The 19626-nt window shown below is 69.3% G+C and carries 15 protein-coding genes and 1 pseudogene; 5 read left to right on the forward strand and 11 right to left on the reverse strand.

The genetic code is table 11. The annotated features are described in order from the left end of the window. The first annotated feature begins 254 nt into the window (after positions 1–254). Positions 255–3089 carry a protein-disulfide reductase DsbD family protein gene (locus PZE19_RS20845; RefSeq protein ID WP_277862527.1) on the forward strand — a complete coding sequence of 945 codons (2835 nt, stop codon included), beginning with the start codon at positions 255–257 and terminating at the stop codon, positions 3087–3089. A gap of 23 nt (positions 3090–3112) precedes the next feature. Here the strand turns inward: PZE19_RS20845 and PZE19_RS20850 are convergent, their stop codons facing one another. Then, positions 3113–4102, reverse strand: coding sequence for a hydroxyacid dehydrogenase (locus PZE19_RS20850; protein ID WP_277862528.1), 990 nt, complete (start codon positions 4100–4102; stop codon positions 3113–3115). Positions 4103–4262: 160 nt separating this feature from the next. On the opposite strand from PZE19_RS20850, the gene PZE19_RS20855 reads away from it, so the two are divergent. Further along, positions 4263–5477, forward strand: a complete 1215-nt coding sequence (locus tag PZE19_RS20855; RefSeq protein WP_277862529.1) for an ArnT family glycosyltransferase — start codon at positions 4263–4265, stop codon at positions 5475–5477. A gap of 10 nt (positions 5478–5487) precedes the next feature. On the opposite strand, the gene PZE19_RS20860 is transcribed toward PZE19_RS20855, so the two are convergent. The 8 genes and pseudogenes from PZE19_RS20860 to PZE19_RS20895 all read right to left on the reverse strand — a co-directional run bounded on the left by PZE19_RS20860 (position 5488) and on the right by PZE19_RS20895 (position 13662). Continuing rightward, a complete protein-coding gene (locus tag PZE19_RS20860; RefSeq protein WP_277862530.1) occupies positions 5488–6651 on the reverse strand; it encodes a GtrA family protein in 1164 nt (387 codons plus the stop codon). Between the two features lie 31 nt (positions 6652–6682). Further along, on the reverse strand, positions 6683–7762 hold the full coding sequence (gene mnmA, locus PZE19_RS20865; RefSeq protein WP_277862531.1) for a tRNA 2-thiouridine(34) synthase MnmA: 1080 nt from the start codon (positions 7760–7762) through the stop codon (positions 6683–6685). Positions 7763–7938: 176 nt separating this feature from the next. After that, positions 7939–8280 (reverse strand): annotated as a pseudogene (gene rplS, locus PZE19_RS20870) (50S ribosomal protein L19); the annotation flags it as partial. A 104-nt stretch (positions 8281–8384) separates the two neighbouring features. After that, positions 8385–9050, reverse strand: coding sequence for a tRNA (guanosine(37)-N1)-methyltransferase TrmD (gene trmD, locus PZE19_RS20875; protein WP_277862532.1), 666 nt, complete (start codon positions 9048–9050; stop codon positions 8385–8387). A 19-nt stretch (positions 9051–9069) separates the two neighbouring features. Continuing rightward, positions 9070–9399, reverse strand: coding sequence for a 30S ribosomal protein S16 (gene rpsP / locus PZE19_RS20880; protein ID WP_368411374.1), 330 nt, complete (start codon positions 9397–9399; stop codon positions 9070–9072). 193 nt (positions 9400–9592) lie between these two features. After that, positions 9593–11077, reverse strand: coding sequence for a signal recognition particle protein (gene ffh, locus PZE19_RS20885; protein WP_277862533.1), 1485 nt, complete (start codon positions 11075–11077; stop codon positions 9593–9595). Positions 11078–11206: 129 nt separating this feature from the next. Beyond that, a complete protein-coding gene (locus PZE19_RS20890) occupies positions 11207–12103 on the reverse strand; it encodes a spermidine synthase (protein ID WP_277862534.1) in 897 nt (298 codons plus the stop codon). A 68-nt stretch (positions 12104–12171) separates the two neighbouring features. Further along, positions 12172–13662 (reverse strand): endo-1,4-beta-xylanase, encoded by a 1491-nt coding sequence (locus PZE19_RS20895; protein ID WP_277862535.1) that lies wholly within the window; start codon positions 13660–13662, stop codon positions 12172–12174. Positions 13663–14027: 365 nt separating this feature from the next. On the opposite strand from PZE19_RS20895, the gene PZE19_RS20900 reads away from it, so the two are divergent. Continuing rightward, positions 14028–15011, forward strand: coding sequence for a phosphoglycerate dehydrogenase (locus PZE19_RS20900; RefSeq protein ID WP_277862536.1), 984 nt, complete (start codon positions 14028–14030; stop codon positions 15009–15011). Positions 15012–15089: 78 nt separating this feature from the next. On the opposite strand, the gene PZE19_RS20905 is transcribed toward PZE19_RS20900, so the two are convergent. Both PZE19_RS20905 and PZE19_RS20910 read right to left on the reverse strand, forming a co-directional pair. After that, positions 15090–15419: a HesB/IscA family protein gene (locus PZE19_RS20905; protein ID WP_277862537.1), complete on the reverse strand. Its 330-nt coding sequence runs from the start codon at positions 15417–15419 to the stop codon at positions 15090–15092. A gap of 97 nt (positions 15420–15516) precedes the next feature. Next, entirely contained in the window at positions 15517–16722 is a 1206-nt protein-coding gene (locus PZE19_RS20910) for a cysteine desulfurase family protein (protein WP_277862538.1), read from the reverse strand. A gap of 256 nt (positions 16723–16978) precedes the next feature. On the opposite strand from PZE19_RS20910, the gene PZE19_RS20915 reads away from it, so the two are divergent. Continuing rightward, entirely contained in the window at positions 16979–17695 is a 717-nt protein-coding gene (locus PZE19_RS20915; RefSeq protein WP_277862539.1) for a class I SAM-dependent methyltransferase, read from the forward strand. Between the two features lie 288 nt (positions 17696–17983). After that, positions 17984–19558, forward strand: a complete 1575-nt coding sequence (locus tag PZE19_RS20920; protein ID WP_277862540.1) for a PfaD family polyunsaturated fatty acid/polyketide biosynthesis protein — start codon at positions 17984–17986, stop codon at positions 19556–19558. The last annotated feature ends 68 nt before the right edge of the window (positions 19559–19626 follow it).

Below are 19626 nucleotides of genomic sequence, written 5' to 3' on the forward strand. Positions count from 1 at the left end.
GCTGAAGAGTCGAACCGTTCTGGTTCCCGGGCGCCCGGACGTCGATCGGTCGGTGGGGGGACGCGAGGAGCGAGCCGTTCCGAGGCGGCCGGGATGGTAGGCGACGGCCGCCGAACGGTCAATCCGAACCGCCGCCGTCGTCGACCGAGTCCGCGACGGCTTGCCCCTCCGGACGGCCCGACATACGATAAGTCTGACCAAGGAGTTCAGAAGAGCGCGGTGCCCGCCGCGACCGTGTCCCTCAGGGTCTCCCCATGCCGCACCTTCCTCTCGTCGGGTCGTCCGGCCGCCGCGCGCCGTTCCTGGCGTCCGCCGTGGCCCTCCTGCTGTCCCTGATCGCCGTCCCGGCCTTCGCCGACGGCCCCCAGCCCGCCCAGAAAGACAGCAACGTCCGCGCGAAGCCCAAGGACGTCACCATCACGGCGACCGTCGAGCCGGGCGAGGCGAAGCCCGGCGATGTGGTCAAGCTCAAGGTCGTCGCCAACCTCAAGCCCGGCTGGCACATCTACACCTATGCGGAGAAACAGCGCGACGCCGGCCCGCGCCACACCCTGTTCGACGCCTTCGACCTCGCCGGACTGGAGAAGACCGGTTCGTGGACCGCCTCGAAGGAGCCCGAGTCGAAGTCCGAGCCCGCGTTCGACAACAAGACCTTCGAATTCTTCGAGGACGAGGTCGCCTGGACGCTCGACCTGAAGGTCCCCGCCGACGCCGCCCCGGGCAAGAAAACGGTGCAAGTGCAGGCGAGCTACCAGATCTGCAACGCCCAGAGCTGCAGCTTCCCCGGCCGCTGGACCCTTCCCGGCGCGAGCCTGACCGTGGTCGGCGGCCAGACCGCGAACCCGCCGCCGGCCGCCGCGCCGATCGCCGCCCCGAAGCGGCCGGACACGCCCGAACACCTCCGCATCAAGGGCGTCTCGCCGACGCCTTCGGTCGAGCCCGTCGAGGTGAAGCCCGGCGGTACGGTGAGGTACAAGGTGGCGGTCAAGCTCGACCACGGCCTGCACATCTACGACGTCGCCAAGCCCCGGGACGGCTACGACGGCCCGATCCCAACCTCGTTCGACTTGTTTGAGACGGGGGGCCTCGTGGCCGACCCGACGACCTGGAAAGCCTCGCAAGACCCGATCCTCAAGCCCGAGCCGGCGTTCGGCGAGAACGTCGTCGTCGCCTTCTTCGAGGATGAGGCGGCCTGGACGGTCGAATTGAAGGTCCCCGCCGACGCGAAGCCCGGCGACCATCCGATCCGTTCCCAGATCACCTACCAGATCTGCAACGAGAACGCCTGCTTCCCGCCGACCTATCAGACGCTCCCGGAAGTCGTGGTGAAGGTGGGGTCCCCGGCCGCCGCCAGCCCGGCCGTCGCATTTGCGAGTCCCGCGCCGACGCAGACGCCGACGGCGCCGTCGGCCGTGACCCCGACCCTCTTCACAGCTCCCAAGGAGACGCCGGCTACTCCGGTCGTCGCGGCGGCCCCTCCGCAGGCGTCGCCGGCGGCCTCGCTGGTCGCGGCCGCTCCCGCACCTGCGGCCGCTACGGCCACGGCACCCGAAGGACCCTCGGTCGCTTCGGCCGCCGCCCCGATCAGCGAGATCGCCCGCACGGCGCAGCAGGGCTTGATCCCGTTCCTGATCGCCTCGGCTCTGGGCGGCCTGTTCGCGCTGGTGATGCCCTGCGTCTGGCCGATGGTGCCGATCACCGTCAACTTCTTCCTCAAGCAGGGGAAGGAGGGCAAGTCGAAGACGACGGGCTTGGCGTTCGCTTACTGCCTGGCGATCATCGGCATCTTCACGATGGTCGGCGTCTTCTTCTCGTTCTTTTTCTCGGCCGCGTTCCTCCAGAACCTGGCGAACAACCCCTGGCTCAACCTGGTCGTCGCCGCGCTCTTCCTGGCGTTCGGCCTGAGCCTGCTGGGCCTGTTCGAGATCAGCCTGCCGAGCTTCCTGCTCAACGCCTCGTCGAAGGGCGAGAGCCGAGGCGGGCTGATCGGCGTCATCTTCATGGCGTTGACCCTGACGATCACCTCGTTCACCTGCACCTTCCCGGTCGTGGGCGGGCTGCTGGTCATGGCGGCCGGTGGCAACTTCCTCTACCCGATCATCGGCCTGGCGACCTTCGCCACGGTCCTCGCCCTGCCCTTCTTCCTGCTGGCCCTGGCTCCTGGCCTGCTCTCGAAGATGCCCCGCAGCGGCGACTGGATGAACTCGGTCAAAGTCGTGGGCGGCCTGGTGGAGATCGGCGCGGCGCTCAAGTTCCTGAACACGGCCGAGCTGGGCTACGTCACCCCCGAGAACGCCTGGTTCGACGCCCAGGTCGTGCTGACCGCCTGGATCGTGCTGGCGATCGTCTGCGGCGTCTATCTCCTCGGCCTCTTCCGCACCGACCACGATTACGACGAGGTGAAGGTCGGCCCCGGCCGGATTTTGTTCGGCTGCCTATTCCTCGGCCTGGGCCTTTACATGACGCCCGCCCTCTTCGGCCGGCCTCCCCAGGGCCTGATCTGGGACCGCATGATCGTAGGCATACTCCCCCCCGACTCGAGCGAGTTGGTCGCCGAGGTCCGATCTGCCGGGACCGGAGCCGGCGAGGCCGTCGACGAGGTCAAGGCGACGTCGACCGACCCCGCGAAGGCCGAGCGAGAGCAGAAGAACCTTCACGGCGTCCTCTGGGGCATGAGCCTCGACCAGGCGAAGGAGGAGGCCGCCGCCAAGGGGCGACCGGTGCTGATCGACTTCACGGGCGTCAACTGCGCCAACTGCCGGCTGATGGAGCGGAACGTCCTGCCCCGGCAAGACGTCGTGAAGCTCCTCAAGAAGTTCGTCACGGTCCAGCTCTACACTGACCGGGTGCCGATCGCCTCGCTCACGGCCAGGCAGCGCGAGGACCTGGCGCTCCTCAACCAGGAGCGGCAGCTCGACCTGGCCGCCGAGCAGACGAATCCGTTCTACGTCATCATGACGCCCGACGGTAAAGTCGTCTCGTCGATCGGCGGCTACAACGAGCCGGCAGTCTTCCAGGAGTTCCTGACCAAGGCTCTCGACAAGGCCCAGGGGGGGGCACGCGTCGCGCAGGTCGGCGAGCCGCGTTGAGCCGACGCTTCACGGCTAGAGGATCATCGATAGAGCGGTTCCAGGCCCAGCGCCGTCCGCTCCCGTTCGACCGCGAACGGGTCGTTGACGGGGTTGTCGGGCCGCCGGCCGGAGAGCACGTTGAGGACGTCGCGCGCGACCATCGTGGCCATGTTTCGCAGGCCTTCCTCGGTCTGTGCGGCGCTATGGGGCGTGAGCATGACGTCGCGACGGCCGATCAGCGGGTGGTCGAGCGGTGGCGGCTCGACGTCGAACACGTCGGCCCCGTAGCCCCAGAGCAGCCGCGCGTCGAGCGCGTCGGCGACGGCCTCCTCGTCGACAACCGGCCCCCGGCAAGTGTTGATGAGGATGCAGTCCTCCTTGATGTTCGCCAGGGACGCACGGTCCATCATCCTGCGGGTGCTTGCGTCGAGCGGGAGGTGCAGGCTCACGTAGTCGGACTGTCGCAGCAGCTCCACGTAACCCACGCGCAGGGCGCCGGCTCGCAGCTCGACCTCTTCGGGGGCCTGGACGATGTCGTGGTAGAGGACGCGCATCCCGAAACCCAGGTGGCAGGCCTCCCCCAGGCGGCGGCCGATCCGTCCGAAACCGACGATCCCCAGGGTGCGTCCCCGGATCTCGCGGCCGCGCATCGTGGTGCGAACCGCGTAGTTGCCGGCCTCCAGCTCGCGGATCATGGTCGGGAAGTGCTTCGAAAGGCCGATCATCATGGCGATGACGTGCTCGCAGACGTCCTCGGTGTTGGCCCCCGGCGTATAGACGACCTGGACGCCGCGGGCGGTCGCCGCGGGGACGTCGATGTGGTCGAAGCCGACGCCGTGCCGTCCGACGACCCGCAGCCGCTTCGCCGCCCCCAGCAGCGGCGCGTCGATCGCGCCGGCGGTGCGGGTGATGATCGCATCGGCGTCGCGGGCCGCCGCCGCCACGGCCTCGCGGTCCTTGGGGTCGACCATGCGGACCTGGGCGGCTTCCTTGACGAGCCGCAGGCCGGCTTCATCCATACCCGTCAGCATGAGAACGATCGGCCGGTCCGGCATGGCGCGTCACCAGGGAAGCTGAGAGGAATGCGCGGGCGTCGGCGATGCGTCGCTGACGCCCGGGGCGCGAGCTACTATCATGGGGAAGATCCCGGACGTCGCCTCCGGGTTCGGTGGTCCTAGATTAAGTCCCAACATGACTCGTGACAATCCGTGGTCGCCGCCCCTGGCCGCCTGGCTCGTGGTCCTCGCGGCGGTCGCCGCCCGCCTGGCGGTCGTGATCGCCGCCGGCGGCCGCTTTGAGGATCCCGACAATTACCTGCCCCTGGCGCGCTCGGTGGCCGCGGGCGAGGGCCTGACCTTGCGTGGCCGGCCCACGGCATACCGGCCGCCGCTCTACCCCCTGATACTCGCCCCGCTGACGGCCGTCGCGGGCGATCGGCCGACCTTCGGGCTGGCGATCCTGCACATCGCCCTCGGCGCGGTGGCCGCGGGGTGCACGATCCTCGCGGCGCGTCGGATGGGGACGAGCGCCCGACGCTCCCTCGTCGCGGGACTGATCGTGGCCCTCGATCCAGTCCTGGTCTGGCAGTCGCGATCGGTGATGACCGAGACGCCGACGGCCTTCCTGATCGCCGCGGCGCTCGCCCTGGCCGCGCATGAATGTCGCTGGGCCGCTCCCGGAGCGGGCGTCGCACTGGGTCTGGCCGCGCTCTGCCGGCCGAGCATCCTGCCGGGCGCGGGCCTGGCCGCCCTGGCCGCGGCGCTCGCAGCACCTGGGACTCACAGGGAGCGACTGCAACGCGGGATCGGCCTCGGGGTGGCCGTCGCGGCTGTGCTGACGCCCTGGGCCGTGCGGAATAAGATCGCGCTGGGCGAGGCCGTCTGGACGACGACCCACGGCGGCTACACTCTAGCCCTGGCGAACAACGAAGTCTACTACCGGCAGGTCCTCGACGGCCCTGCCGGCGGAGTCTGGACGGGCCGGGAGCAATGGCTCTGGTGGGACTCGGTCAATCGTCGGACCGCCGGCATGAGCGAGCCGGCGGCCGACCGGCTGATGCGCGACGAGGCCATCGAACTCGCCCGCCGCGAGCCGGCGAAGTTCGCCCACGCCTGCGCGGCGAGGCTCGCGACTTTCTGGAGCCCCACCCCGGCGGCGGGCGTGTACGGCGGGCGGGCCCGGGCCTTGACGCTCGCCTGGACCCTGCCGCTCTGGGCGGCCCTCTTGCTCGGCCTGGCGAGCCCGACGTTCCGACGCTGGCCGGGGATCGTCGCGCCCAGCCTGATCCTCGGCCTGACGGTCGTCCACTCGTTCTACTGGACCGACCTGCGCATGCGGGCCCCGATCACGCCGGCGATCGCGCTGATCGCCTCTTCGGCCACCTGGCCCCGCCGCATGGGGTCGTGAGCGTCGGCCCTCAGACCAGGGCCTTCTCGGGATCGGAGGCGTCCGGTGTCGCTTCCTCGGCCACCGGGCCCGGCCGGCCGGGCTTGCGGCGGAAGACGATCCAGCGCGACATCGAGAAGCTGATCCCGGTCGCCACGACGATGCCGACGACGGCCGCCGCCAGGCGGTGCCGCGCGAACACGCCGAACCGGCTCGGCAGGTAGAGCCGCAAGGTCAGGCTCACCACGATCCCCAGGGCGTTCCCCAGGGCGTAGGTCAAATACTGCCGCACGATCGAGCCCGCGCGAGTGTCGTTGAACGTCAAGCGGCGGTTGAGCAGGAAGTTCCAGCTCATCGCCGCCCAGATGGAGAGCGAGCCCGCGACGAACATGGGCCAGGTGAAGCCCCGGCCCGGGTCGACGGTCCCTCCGAAGCCCACCGAAGCGAGGAACCAGAGCAGGAGGGCGTAGAGCGAGAGGTCGACGAACATCCCCGAGGCGCCGACGAGGCAGAACTGGACCAGCCGCGAGAGCGTCCCGAAGCGATGGTCGAGCACCCGCTTGAGCTGCCTCACGTCGTCGAGGCGGACCGCGTCGATCCGGCGCTGATCGTTCCGGCCCGTGTTCACCGGGACGTCTACCAGCCGGCCCGAACACCACGTGAGGACGTCCAGGAGGATCCGCGAGCCGGAGATCTTCTGGTTCTCCATGACCAGCGACCGGACCGCGGAGCGACGCAGCGCCGCGAGGCCTGAGAGCCCGTCGGACGTCCCCAGCGCCAGCCGCCCGAGGATCGACAGGGTCTTGCCGCGTACGCCGCCGGGGCTCAGCAGGCGACGGCTCGACCGGGGGACTCCGACCACCACGTCGGCCGTGCTCGTCCTCAGGGCGTTCAGGACCTGGAGAAGCGCCTCGGGGCCGTATTCGCGCGAAGGGTCGAGGATCACCAGCAGTTCGCCCTTGGCGACGGTCAGGCCCTGCCGCAGCAGGCTCACGTTGTCGGCGGCCTCGTCGACGACCTGGATCATCGGGTGGACGCCGACGATCGAGCGCTCTCCCGGCGTGGATCCGGCCCAGATCACCTCGACCCCGTCGACGCCATCCTGCTCCAGGAGAAGGCGGCGATACGTCGCCAACTCGCCGTTGCGGAACGGCTCGTCTCGGGTCCCGGGAACGATCAGGCTGATGAGGCTCATGAGGCGGGCGGTCCTTCAACGCGGGGCCATATCACTCGGCGAGGGCTCGCTCGATCCAGCCGCCGCCGAGCACGAGGTCGTCCTGGTAGAGCGTGACGACCTGCCCGGGGGCGACCGCGGGCTGCGGGACCTCGAACCGGACGCGGACGCGACCATCCGCCAGCGGCTCCACCACGGCGGGGACGGCGTGATGCCGAGCGCGGATCTGGGCCAGGCACGACGCGGGGCCATCGGGTGTAGGGCCCTGCCAGTTGAACCGCGAGGCCTCCAGGCCGGGACGGGCCAGCGACTCCTTGCGGCCCACGGTCACCGTCCGGGAGGTCGGCTCGATCTGGACGACGTAACGGGGCGCCCCGAGCGCGACGCCCAGCCCCCGGCGTTGGCCGATGGTGAATTTCTCGATGCCGGAATGCTCGCCGAGCACCGCGCCGTCCTCGTCGACGAGCGTCCCGGACGTCTCCTGCTCGGGCCGGCGGCGGCGGACGAATTCCAGATAGTCGTCGTCCGGGACGAAGCAGATCTCCTGGCTCTCGGCCTTGTCATGGACGGGGAGGTCGCGTCCCTTCGCAAGGGCGCGGACCTCGGCCTTGGCGAACTGCCCGATCGGGAAGAGGATGCTCTCGAGGAGTTCGGGGGCGAGCCCCGAAAGGACGTACGATTGGTCCTTGTCCCGGTCGAGGCCGCGGCCGACGCGGGTCGAGCCGTCGGCGGCGCGGGCGATCCGGGCGTAGTGGCCGGTCGCGACGAAATCGGCCCCGACCTGCTTGGCATAGTCCCAGAGCCGGCCGAACTTGAGCCAGATGTTGCACATGACGCAGGGGTTCGGCGTGCGCCCCGCGAAGTACTCGTCTGCGAAGTAGTCCTGGATGCGGCCGAACTCGCGTTCGAAGTCGAGGACGAAGAACGGGATCTCAAGCCGGTCGGCGACCCGGCGGGCGTCGAGCGCGTCGGCGACGCTGCAGCAGGTCTTGGAGCGTCGCTCCTCGGACTCGCCGTGCGAGCCGGTGCGCATGAAGAGGCCGACGACGTCGTAACCGTCGGCCTTCAACAGGTGCGCGGCGACGGAGCTGTCGACTCCGCCGCTCATCGCCAGGACGACGCGCTGGGGCATGCTCGCGGGAGTCCCTGGGTCGGAGGATGCGCCGCGGGCGTCCGGGGACGCCGCGGCGCGGGGGGTCACTTGGCGTTGGCCGCGGCCTCGGCCTTGGCCTTCTTGGTGGCCTGCTTGGCGGCCCGGCGCTCGGCCTTGGCGGCCTTGGCGTCGGCGGCGGCGGCCCCGGTGCTGAACCGCTCCTTGAGGCGGACGGCCTTGCCCGAACGCTCGCGGAGGTAGTACAGCTTGGCGCGGCGGACCTTGCCCGAGCGCTTGACGACGATGTCGGCGATCCGCGGCGAGTGGATCGGGAACTTCCGCTCCACGCCCTCGCCCTGGACGATCCGGCGGACGACGAACATCTCGCGGGTGTTGGCCCCGGAGCGGGCGATCACCACGCCGTTGAAGAGCTGGATGCGCTCCTTGTCGCCTTCCAGGATGCGGACGTGGACGTCGACCGTGTCGCCGATCTCGAACTTGGGCAGCTTGTCTTTCATGCTGCTCTGTTCGACCGCGGTCATGAATCGATTTTGCATGGCTCTGCCTTTCGAGCGGCCCGTCCGGCGGGCCGGCGTGCATCGGACTTTCGTTCGTGGGGTGTCTGGGCGTTGTCTTGGCTCGCGGCCGGCGACGGCGTCGTTCAGCGGCGGTGTTCGCGGCGCCAGCGGGCGATGGCCGCGTGGTCGCCGCTGAGCAGGACTTCCGGGACGGCCAGCCCGCGGTAGTCGCGGGGGCGGGTGTAGTGGGGGTATTCGAGCCCGCCGTCGGGCCCGAACGACTCGTCGACCGCGCTCTCGGCGTCGCCGAGGACGCCGGGGACCAGTCGGGCGACCGCGTCGATCACGACCATCGCGGCCGGCTCGCCGCCCGACAGGACGAAATCGCCCACCGACAGCAACTCGGGCCTGAGGATCTCGACGACGCGCTCGTCGAAGCCCTCGTACCGCCCGCAGACCAGGGTCAACCGTCCCTTCCCGGCCAGCTCCGCGGCCCTCGCCTGATCGAACCGCCTCCCCTGGGGGGAGAGGACGATCAACTCGCCCGGGGGCTCGACCGCGGACCGCACGGCCTCGACCGCAGCGACGACGGGGGGGGCCATCAGGACCATCCCCGGGCCGCCCCCGAAGGGCCGGTCGTCCACCTGCTTGTGCCGGCCTTCGGCCCACTCGCGGATGTCCCAAAGGTGGACCGCGACGAGTTCCTTGGCGAGCGCCCGGCCGACGATGCTCTCGCCCAGGAACCCGGCGAAGAGGCCGGGGAAGAGCGTGAGGATGTCGATCCGCAGCGGCGGCGAGGCGGGTGACATGGGCCGGCCCGTCCCGGGGTCAGGAAGCCTGCGGGGCGGCTTCGGCGGCGGGCGCGACGGCGGCCGGGGCCGGAGTCGGGGCCGGCTTGGGCAGCTCCCAGGGCTCGCCCGGGCCGGGCTTGGCGACCTTGAACCGGCGGAGGATCGCCGCGACCTTGTCCGAGGGCTGGGCGCCGACGCTCAGCCAGTAGCGGATGCGGTCGGCGTTCAGGACCGTCTGGGTCTCGGGGTTCCGCGACATCGGGTCGTAGTGGCCCAGCTCCTCGATGGAGCGGCCGTCGCGCGGGCTGCGGGAGTCCATGGCGCAGATCCTGAAGAAAGGCCTGTGCCGTCGTCCCATCGACTTCATCCGGATACGAACCACTCGCGGACTCCTCTCGAACTTCCAGGTCCCCCGATCGGGCCCCGCCGGAACGACCGGCTCGGGCGTGGTCGGGGATGAACTCGGTCCTGCCGAAAATGCCCCGGGGCTCTCGCCGTGCTCGAAGTCGGCAGGGGCGGGCTGGGGCGGTTGCTTCCTCGTGTCTGGTGCGGGGCGGGGCTCAGGCCCCGGGGCGGTCGCGCTCCTCGCGGCGTTTCTTGCGTTCTTCCTTCTCGCGCTGCTTGCGGAGCTTCTCGCGCTCCTTGGGGGAGAGCCGCTTGCCGGTGCCGACCTTGGGGGTCATGAGCTTGGCCATCGGGTTGCTGGCCGCGGCCCGTCCCAGGCCGGTCATGGCCTTGATCTTGTCGAGCATGCTCATCTGGGCCATCTGCTTGACGAACGAGGCCATCGCGTCGAACTGCTTGACCAGCCCGGAGACGTCCGACGGCTCGACCCCCGCGCCGGCGGCGATCCGGCGGCGGCGGGCGATGTCGATCAGGTCGGGGCGGCTGCGCTCGCGGGGCGTCATGCTGTCGATGATGCCCTGGATCCGGCGGATCTCGGCGTCGGCGTCGATGTTGCCCAGGTTCTCGGACATCTGGCCCATGCCCGGGAACATGCCCATGACGTCCTGGACCGAGCCCATCTTCTTGATCTGGACGATCTGCTTGCGGAAGTCCTCAAGGTCGAACTTCCCCTTGGCCATCTTCTCCTGCTGGAGCCGGGCCTCCTCGGCGTCGACGGCCGACTGGGCGGCCTCGACCAGGCCGACGATGTCGCCCATGCCGAGCATCTGGCCCACGAGCCGCTCGGGGTCGAACGGCTCCAGCTTGTCGAGCTTCTCGCCCTTGCCGACGAACTTGATCGGGACGCCGGTCACCTTGCGGACCGACAGGGCCGCGCCGCCGCGGGCGTCGCCGTCGAGCTTGGTGAGGATGACGCCGTCGAGTTCCAGGGCCTTGTTGAACGCCTCGGCCGAGGCCACGGCGTCCTGGCCGGTCATGGCGTCGCAGACGAAGAAAACCTGATGGGGCCTGACCTTCTTCTCGATCTGGACCAGCTCAGCCATCAGCTCGTCGTCGACGTGGAGCCGGCCGGCGGTATCGAGGATGAGCGTGTCGCAGCCCCTTCGGTTGGCCTCGATCAGGGCGTCCTGGCAGAGCTTGACGGGGTTCGTCCCGGTCTCCGAGAAGACGGGCACCCCCACCTGCTCGCCGACGACCTTGAGCTGCTCGACGGCGGCCGGCCGCTGGAGGTCGGCCGCGACGAGCATCGGCCGCCGCTCCTGCGCGACCAGCAGCTTCGCCAGTTTGCCCGACGTCGTCGTCTTGCCCGAGCCCTGCAGGCCGCAGAGCATGATGACGGTCGGGCCCGACTTCTCGAACCGGATCGTGGGGTCGGACGGCCCCATCGTCTCGATCATCTCGTCGTGGACGAGCTTGACGATCTGCTGCTCGGGCCGGACGCTCTTGACGACCTGGGTGCCGACCGCCTTCTCCTGGACGCGCGCCATGAAGTCCTGGACGACGTTGTAATTCACGTCGGCTTCCAGGAGCGCCGTGCGCACCTCGCGCAGGCCCTCTTTCATGTTGGCTTCGGTCAGGACGCCGCTGACGCGGAACCGCTTGAAGGCGGTGGACAGGCGCTTTTGCAGGTCGTCGAACATGACTCGTCTTGGGATCCACGGGCGGAGGAGGTCGCGAATCGACCATCATAACGCCCGATCTCGGGCCTGGCAACGCGTTTTCAAGCGCGGGCCTCCGTCACCGTTCGGGCCCGTCTCAAGCCGGCGCGGTTACAGCCGCTTGAGGCGGCGGGCCATCGTCCGGAAGGAGAACGGGGCCTTGAACCGCTCGTCCAGTGCGGTCGCGGCCTCTTCGATCGCGTCCGCGGGCTCCGGCTTCTCGGCTGTGGAGGCGATCACCACGAAGCCGGCGCCGTTAGGCAGCTTGCAGGCGTAGGTGTTGGGGAAGGCCTTGCGGATGTCGCTCATGTCCTGCAGGACGGAGTTGTGGGGGTTGAGGTTGAAGACGACCACCCCGGCGGGGGCGAGCCGCTGCTTCACCTGCTCGTAGAAGGCCAGGGTCTTCAGGTGCAGCGGGGCACCCGTCGCGTCGGTGCCCCCCGATGGGCGGAGGAAGGCGTCCATGTAGATGATGTCGTACTTCGCGTCGGATTCTCGGAGATGTACCAGGCCGTCGCACAGCTTGACGTCGACGTTCCCGCCCGATTTCACGCCGAAGAAGCGGTCGGCGACGCTAACGATCAGGGGATCGATCTCGACGACATCCAGCTTGACCGCGGGGTCGTGGATCTTGAGGAAATGGACCATCGCCCCGCCCCCCAGTCCCACAAGCAAGGCTCGCTTCGGCTGGGGCCTTAAGATGTAGCTGAGGAACATGTTCCTCGTGTAAGGGATTCGCAGGTCGTCGGGACGTTTGAGGTCGACCTGGCTCTCGATGACCTCCTCGCCGTTGTCGCGGACGAAGTAGAGCGTCCGCATGCTCCCCTCCCGTTTCACCTTGACGTGGGAGTAGTTCGAAACCTCGTCAAGCTCGACCGTGAGGGGGACCTGGAGGCAGGCCCCAAACGCCGAGCCTGCAGCCGTGAGCGTCGCCGCGACGGCGAGGAGCAAGGCCCAGGCGGACGTCGTCCACCGAGAGTCCGAGTGCAGCTGGCGAATGAGGCGCATGCAAGTCTCCTGGTGCTGGACGATTCTCGCTTCCCAGACCGGTCTCGCTCGAAGTCGAACGGCGTGCATCACGCCAGCAGGTCGCCCCGGATCGTGCGGAGTCGGGCGACGGCCGCCTTGGGGGAGCCGTCGGGCCGGTGCAGGCCGCCGTGGGGGTAGAGGTGGGTGATCCCGTCGCTCGGCTGGAGCCAGTTCACCGCACGCACGAAGGGCTTGGCGACGGCCAGCGAGGTCCAGCGCGCAGCCCATTCGGCCTGGCTCGCCTCAGTGGGGGGGGCGGGCCATTGCCAGACTTCCACCTTCACGTTCGCGTCGGCGTTCGGATCCGGCGTCGCGGCCGAGGGCGCGACCAGCGTCACGTTGAGGGGGACGTTGAGCAGCGAGTACAGGTCCAGCAGCCGTGAAAACTCGAACAGGTCGCGGCCGTCGCTCCCCGGGTTGGAGTAGCCTGGGGCGATCTCCAGCGCGACACTCGAGATCCCCACGTCCGACCGGATCAGGTAATCGCATAAGTGCAGAGGACCGAGCTGGAACCGGCTGGAGCTCATCCATTCCATCCAGGGCCGGTCGATACCCAAACAGAGCTGCGCCGCCGGATCGGCCTGGCGGGCGACCTGGAGCGCGCGGGCGGTGATTCGGATCTGGTCCTCCTCGCCGAGGCCCAGGACGTCGTGCCCGGCCGGGCGATGGGCGACGTGCCAGATGGGGACCTTGCCGCGGTAGCGGGTGACGACCTGGCGGACGTAGTCGGCGACGAAGCTGCTGATCGTGTCGACGTCGCCGTCCCAGAGCCAGATCCAGTCCGGGAGGCACGCCGCCCGGAACTCGATCAGGGGGCCGCCCTCGACGTTCAGGTGATGCTTGCGTGCCCAGGCGACCTGGGCGTCGAGCAAGTCCCAACGGTGCTTGCCCTCGGAAGGGGCCACGTCCTTCCAGGACGCCGCCGTCTGCGCCGTGTTGAAGGTCGAGGGCCAAGTCGCCGAACCCGCGGCCTTATCGGGATCGCCCGAAAGCACGCAGCCGAGGTTGGTGGAAAGTCGGCCGGCGACGGCGAGGCGGTTCTGGAGCACCTGGGCGAGGTACGTCTCGGTCAGCTGGGCCCCGGCGAGGCTGGACGCTTCCAGGCTCTCCTGCGCCGCGGCGTAGGAGGCGTCGGGATCGTCGGCGAGCAAGGCCGCGCGCACGAAGGCGCGGCGGGAGGTGCGCATCAGGTCGTCGAGCGTCGATTCGGTCCGAAGTCCGAGCTGGGTCCAGTCGGCCGACTGGTTTCGCACGTCGTTGAGCTTCCCGCGAGCCAGCTCCAGGGCCAGGACGTACGGGGCGGCCCGCTCGCCGAGCGTGGCGGTCCCCACGACGGGCGAGCCGAAGCCGGCGATCGGCCAGGGCGTGAACAGCCGGCCGCTCTCGCTCGAATCGCTCGTGCAGGTCATCAGGCCGTTGCGGAAATCGAGGCCCAGCCGGCCCGGGGTCCGGTCCAGGCCGGTCGTGTAGACGCGACGCTGGCTCGCCAACTTCCCGGCGATCTCGTTCGAGGGCAGCCTGAACTTGAGAACCCCCATGCCTTGCGTCCACCCGAGATCTTGGGCCTGCGTTCCGGGGCCGAGCGGCGGCGGCGGTCGGTCGCGACCGGGGGGCTCGCACCCTCGCGGGGATCCCGCCTCATCTACAAAAGAATATCGGCGTTCCGAGGCGTTGACCAGTCGACCGGGCTCCGTCCAGCCGCGGACCTGGGCCTACCCGACCCGTTCCCGCTCGCCTTCCCGATCGCTAATCTTCATTAGGGACGTCGACGATTCCGTGACCCGACTTGAGTCGGGTTCCCCGACCGACGCCACCACGCCGCCGATGAAGGCGAGGCCCCGCAACGTCCGGATACGTTTCTGCGACGGGTCGACCCCGCTGCACCCGCCCCCGAGCCGACGACATGCCCTCCGTGCTCATCTGCCAGTACATGCTCCGGAATCGGCCCGGCCGCTTCCGCGACATCCTCACCAATGCAGGTTTCGAGCCCATCGACGCCGTGGGCGGGAACATCCTGACCGCCGACGACCTTCGGACCTGGCTACCTCGGGTGGAAGCCGTCATCGTCGGCGGCGAACGGCTGACGCCTGAGCTGTTCGCCGTCGCGCCCCGACTCCGGGTCGCCGCGAGGACGGGCGTCGGCTACGACGGGATCAACCTGCCCGCCGCCCGCGCGCATGGGGTCGTCGTGACGATCACGCCGGGCGCGAACCATGAGAGCGTGGCAGAACATGTCTTCGCCATGTTGCTCGCACTGACCCGCGACGTCGTTTCGAACGACGCGACGATCCACGCCGGCGGCTGGGACCGTCGCGTGGGCGTCCCGATCCGCGGCAAGATCATGGGACTTTATGGTTTAGGACGCATCGGCCGCGCCGTGGCCGTGCGAGCCCGAGCCTTTGGGATGCGCGTCGTCGCTCACGACCTCCAGCCCCCTGCCGAGGCCGACGCCCTGCTCGAAATCAAGCGCGTCACGGTCGAGGAGCTCCTGGCCGTCGCCGACGTGGTCAGTCTGCACATCCCGCTGACGGCCGAGACACGAAATCTCGTCGATGAACGGTTCCTGGCCGGGATGAAGCCGGGGGCGTACCTCATCAACACTGCGCGCGGCGGCATGGTCGTAGACGCAGATCTGCGATCCGCGCTCGAATCGGGCCGACTCGCCGGGGCGGGTCTCGACGTCTTCCATCAGGAGCCGCCCGCGCCGGGATGCCCGCTGCTGGGGGCTCCGAACCTCATCCTCAGCCCGCACGTCGGCGGGACCGACGCGGGCGCCATGGAAGAGATGGCCCAGGGGGCCGCCCAATGCATCGTCGACCTCTATCAGGGCCGGTGGCCGTCGCCGTGCGTGGTCGACGGCTCGCTGCGGGACGGCTGGACGTGGTGATTTGGCCGTAACGCACGACGGCCGGGCGGGGACGATTCCCCGCGCCGGCCGTGGCGTGATCGCAAGTCGTTATCTGAATTAAACCTGGAACGACGAGCCGCAGCCGCAGCTCTTGACGACGTTCGGGTTGTTGAAGACGAAACCACGCTTCTCCAGGCCGTCGAAGAAGTCGAGGACGGTGCCGTCGAGGTAGGGGTCGAACTTCTTGTCGACGGCCAGCTTGATGCCGTGCTGCTCGGCGACGCGGTCGCGCTCGCTGGTGTCCGTGTCGAAGTTCAGGCTATACGAGAAGCCGCTGCAGCCGCCGCCCTGGACGCCGATGCGGAGGACCGTCCCCTCGGGGAGGCTCTGGTCGGTGATGATCTTCTTGACTTCGTCGGCCGCCTTCTCGGTCAGCGTCACGCCCATCTCACGATCTCCTTGTTCGGTGTCTCGCTCGGAACGGCAGGGAATCCACCCAGGGGCGGCAGGCTCCCGCACGTCGAATCATACCACGACGTCAACATCAATCGTGTTCGCGGATTTTCGAGGAAGGCCCGGCAGACCAGGCGGCGCTGTGGACTCGGAGCGTCGACACGGCCTTCGCGACGACCTCGATCGCATATTCCACGTCCGCGGCCGAATTGAACCGGCCGACCCCGAATCGCAAGCTGGCCCGTGCGGAATCCTCATCGCGGCCCATCGCACGGAGGACGTGGCTGGGCTCGGGTTCGGCCGAGGTGCATGCGGCTCCCGAGCTGACGGCGACGTCGCGCATCGCCATCATGAGCGCCTCGCCGTCGACGTAGGCGAAGCTCAGGTTGAGGTTTCCGTCGAGTCGGGCCGTCGGGTGGCCGTTGAGCCGCACGTCCGACGTACGCTCGCGAATGCCCGCCTCCAGGCGATCGCGTAGGGTCCGGATCCGGGGCAGGTCCACCGCCCGCTCGGCGATCGCCAGGGCGGCCGCCTCCCCCAGGCCCACGATGAGGGGGACGGCCGGCGTGCCGCTCCGCAGCCCTCGTTCGTGACCGCCGCCGTCGAACAGGGGCTTGAGCCTCACCTGGGGATCCCGCCGTCGTACGTAGAGAGCGCCGATTCCTTTCGGGCCGTAAATTTTATGCCCCGAGAGACTGAGCAGGTCGATGTGGTCGGCTTGCACGTCCAGGTCGAGCTTGCCGACCGCCTGGGTGGCGTCGGTGTGGAAGACCACCCCGCGCTCGTGGCAGAGAGCGCCGATCTCCCGGATCGGATTAATCGTGCCCACCTCATTGTTCGCCGTCATGACCGAGACCAGGACCGTCTCGGGCCGGATCGCTTCGCGGACGGCGTCGGCCTCGACCAGGCCGTTTTCGTCGCAGGTGACGATCGAGACGTTCCAGCCCCCTTCGCGACCGAGTCGTTCAACGACGTCCAGCACCGACTTGTGCTCGACGGCGGTCGTCACGACGTGGTCGCCGCGGCGCTTCAGGAGCGGCAGGGCCCCCTTGATCGCCAGGTTGTTCGCCTCGGTCGCCCCGGCCGTGAAGACGATCTCCTTGGGATCGGCCCCGATGGCCTCGGCGACCCGGCCGCGGGCGTGATCGACGGCCTCGGCGGCGTCCCAGCCGAATCGGTGCGAGACGCTGGCTGCGTTGCCGTAGATCTCGGTGAAATACGGCATCATCGCCGCGACGACGCGAGGGTCGGGCTTCGTCGTCGAGTGGTTGTCGAGATAGACGGCCTGCCTGGTCACCGGGGACGGACCTCACGAGGCGGGTTTTTCACACCTTATACTGCACAATTGATCTTAGCCGCGGGGCCTGCGGCGATCAAGTCGCGGGGGCTGGTCCATCGTCAATGCGGCAACTCCGGGTTGCGGCGATGCGAGTCCCGCTGTACAACGCCGATTGCCGCGACGCGCGAGGCGACCGGCGGCGTTCGCGCCGTCCTCGCCGCCCCTCAGGGATGACCAACCATACGCAACGAGCCGGGCACGGCAGGAGGCCGAGGTGGCGTACGACAAGAAGCAAGCGACCGAGGAGTTCGGTCGCTGGAGCGAGAGTTACGATCGCAGCGTGCTGCAATGGCTCCTGTTCGGCCCCTCGCACCGCTCGCTGATACGGCGGATCGACGCCGTTGCTGGGGATCGGCCGATCACGATCCTGGACGTGGGCTGCGGGACCGGCGTGTTCGCCTCGCGAATCCGCACGGCGCTGCCCCAGGCGCGAGTCTTCGGGGTCGACCTGGTCTCCGACATGCTGACCCGGGGGGCCCACCGCTGGCGGGCGCTCGCCGAGGCCGTCCATCCGGTCCAAGGCGACAGCGAGCGGTTGCCGTTCGCGTCGGGGGCGTTCGACTTCGTCACCTGCGCCAACAGCTTCCACCACTATCCCAACCAGGAGCAGGCGGCTTCCGAGATGCACCGCGTGCTCAAGCCGGGCGGCCGGCTCTTGCTGATCGACGGCTATCGCGACGCCCCTTGGGGTTGGTTCATCTACGACGTCTGCGTCACCTATCGCGAGGGGAACGTCCACCACGCCTCGGCGAAGCGGTTCCGCGAGATCCTCGACCGTGCGGGGTTCCAGGCCGTGGCCCAGAAGGTCCACCGCGGCCCGGCCCCCTTCCTGCTGAACGAGGCGATCGCCGCCGAGCCGACGCCGCTCTACCCCGCGCCCCACTTCCACCTCCGCTCCCCGGCATCCGTCGAACACGCCGCCGAGGTTTGAGAGGACGGGACCCGCACGCTTTGCACGCCAGATCGGTTTAAGACGCCATGCGGGCCCGTCGAGGCGAGAAACGACGGGCTCGCGGTCGTCTTGAGGGACGGCCCGTCCTCGAACGAGGCGACGGATGTCCCCTGTCGGCGAGAGCCGCGCGCTGGTATATCTGCTCGTTTCCTTGATGATGCGGACGCCCTCCCGACGGCCCCCCGGGGACCGTCGCGCCCGACGCGCGACGCCCGGTCGTTCGCGCCGCCGGGCCTCGCATCACACGGCGGAAGGCGGAGCAGGATCGTGCAGCGCGTCGAGGCGGATCGTGCGGGTTGGGAGGAGGCCCTCGGCCGGGTCGGCCGCGGCGTCGCCGTGACTCTGGAGGACGGCCTCGCCCGTTTCGAGGAGCCGACGCCGGACGCGACGTCCGACCGCGCCGCGTTCATCCCCCCCTGCCCGATCGACCGCCTGGGCGACGCCTCATTCCGCCGTCTGCACGGCGTCCGCTACGCCTGCGTCGCCGGGGCCATGGCCAACGGGATCGCTTCGGTCGAGCTCGTCGAGGCGATGGCCCGGGCCGGGATGTTGGGAATTTTCGGCGCCGCGGGCCTGGGAGTCGACGCCGTAGAGCGGGCAGTCGACCGACTTCAAAGCAGTTTGGGCGATAAAGCCCAGTACGGCTTCAATCTGATCCACAGCCCGAACGAGCCGGCGATCGAGTCGGCCGTCGTCGACCTCTACCTGCGACGCAACGTCCGGCTGGTGGAAGCCTCGGCTTTCCTGAACCTGACGCTTCCCGTGGTCCGCTACCGCGTTGCGGGGATCCACCGCGACGAGCGCGGGCGGGTCGTCGTCCCCAACCGCGTGGTCGCCAAGGCGTCGCGGGTCGAAGTGGCGCGGCGGTTCCTAGCGCCACCTCCCGAGAAGATGCTGCGAAACCTCGTCGAGCAGCAGGTCATCACGCCCGACCAGGCCGCCATGGCCGCGACGATCCCCATGGCCGAGGACCTGACGGCCGAGGCCGATTCCGGCGGTCACACCGACAACCAGCCTCTCGTCGTACTGCTGCCGACCTTCCTGGCCCTTCGCGATCGGCTCGCGGCCGAACACGACTACGACCGTCCGCTCCGCGTGGGGGCGGCCGGGGGGATCTCGACCCCCTGGGCGGCCGCCGGGGCCTTGGCGATGGGGGCCGGCTATCTCGTGACCGGCTCGGTGAACCAGGCGTGCGTCGAGGCCGGGACGTCGGACGTCGTCCGCACGATGCTCGCCCAGGCCCAGCAGGCCGATATCGCCATGGCCCCGGCGGCCGACATGTTCGAGATGGGCGTCAAGGTGCAGGTCCTGAAGCGCGGGACCATGTTCGCGATGAGGGCGGCCAAGCTCTACGAGTATTATCGGGCCTACGACGGGCTCGCGACGATCCCCGAAGCCGATCGCGCGACCCTGGAGAAGACCATTTTCCGGACGCCCCTCTCCGAGGTCTGGGAGCAGACCCGCACGTTCTTCGCACGCCGCGATCCGGGCCAGATCGCCCGCGCCGAGGCCGACCCCAAGGTCAAGATGGCCCTGGTATTCCGTTGGTATCTCGGCCGGTCCTCGCACTGGGCGAACGTCGGCGAGCCGACCCGGGCCGTCGACTACCAGATCTGGTGCGGGCCGGCCATGGCGGCGTTCAACGACTGGACGCGAGGGACGTTCCTCCAGGAGCCCGGCAACCGCCGCGCGGCCGACGTGGCCCTGAACATCCTGTACGGCGCCGCCGTCCTGCTTCGCGCCCGGATGGCGACGATGCAGGGCGTGCCCCTCCCGGAGGGGACGCCGCGGCTGGCCCCCATGCCCCGTGAAGAGATTGAGAAATTGGGGGCGAATCCTTAAGATGGACGATCGCCCCTCGCCCCCTTTGAACCGCCCAGTCGACCGAGATCCCCACCCGGCCCGCATCG

Source organism: Paludisphaera mucosa, assembly GCF_029589435.1.
GTDB lineage: Bacteria > Planctomycetota > Planctomycetia > Isosphaerales > Isosphaeraceae > Paludisphaera > Paludisphaera mucosa.

Bases quoted from the DNA above. Each gene is read 5' to 3' on its own strand.
- PZE19_RS20845 (WP_277862527.1), top strand. From the start codon at position 255: ATGCCGCACCTTCCTCTCGTCGGGTCGTCCGGCCGCCGCGCGCCGTTC.
- PZE19_RS20850 (WP_277862528.1), bottom strand. From the start codon at position 4,102: ATGCTGACGGGTATGGATGAAGCCGGCCTGCGGCTCGTCAAGGAAGCC.
- PZE19_RS20855 (WP_277862529.1), top strand. From the start codon at position 4,263: ATGACTCGTGACAATCCGTGGTCGCCGCCCCTGGCCGCCTGGCTCGTG.
- PZE19_RS20860 (WP_277862530.1), bottom strand. From the start codon at position 6,651: ATGAGCCTCATCAGCCTGATCGTTCCCGGGACCCGAGACGAGCCGTTC.
- mnmA (WP_277862531.1), bottom strand. From the start codon at position 7,762: ATGCCCCAGCGCGTCGTCCTGGCGATGAGCGGCGGAGTCGACAGCTCC.
- trmD (WP_277862532.1), bottom strand. From the start codon at position 9,050: ATGTCACCCGCCTCGCCGCCGCTGCGGATCGACATCCTCACGCTCTTC.
- rpsP (WP_368411374.1), bottom strand. From the start codon at position 9,399: ATGAAGTCGATGGGACGACGGCACAGGCCTTTCTTCAGGATCTGCGCC.
- ffh (WP_277862533.1), bottom strand. From the start codon at position 11,077: ATGTTCGACGACCTGCAAAAGCGCCTGTCCACCGCCTTCAAGCGGTTC.
- PZE19_RS20890 (WP_277862534.1), bottom strand. From the start codon at position 12,103: ATGCGCCTCATTCGCCAGCTGCACTCGGACTCTCGGTGGACGACGTCC.
- PZE19_RS20895 (WP_277862535.1), bottom strand. From the start codon at position 13,662: ATGGGGGTTCTCAAGTTCAGGCTGCCCTCGAACGAGATCGCCGGGAAG.
- PZE19_RS20900 (WP_277862536.1), top strand. From the start codon at position 14,028: ATGCCCTCCGTGCTCATCTGCCAGTACATGCTCCGGAATCGGCCCGGC.
- PZE19_RS20905 (WP_277862537.1), bottom strand. From the start codon at position 15,419: ATGGGCGTGACGCTGACCGAGAAGGCGGCCGACGAAGTCAAGAAGATC.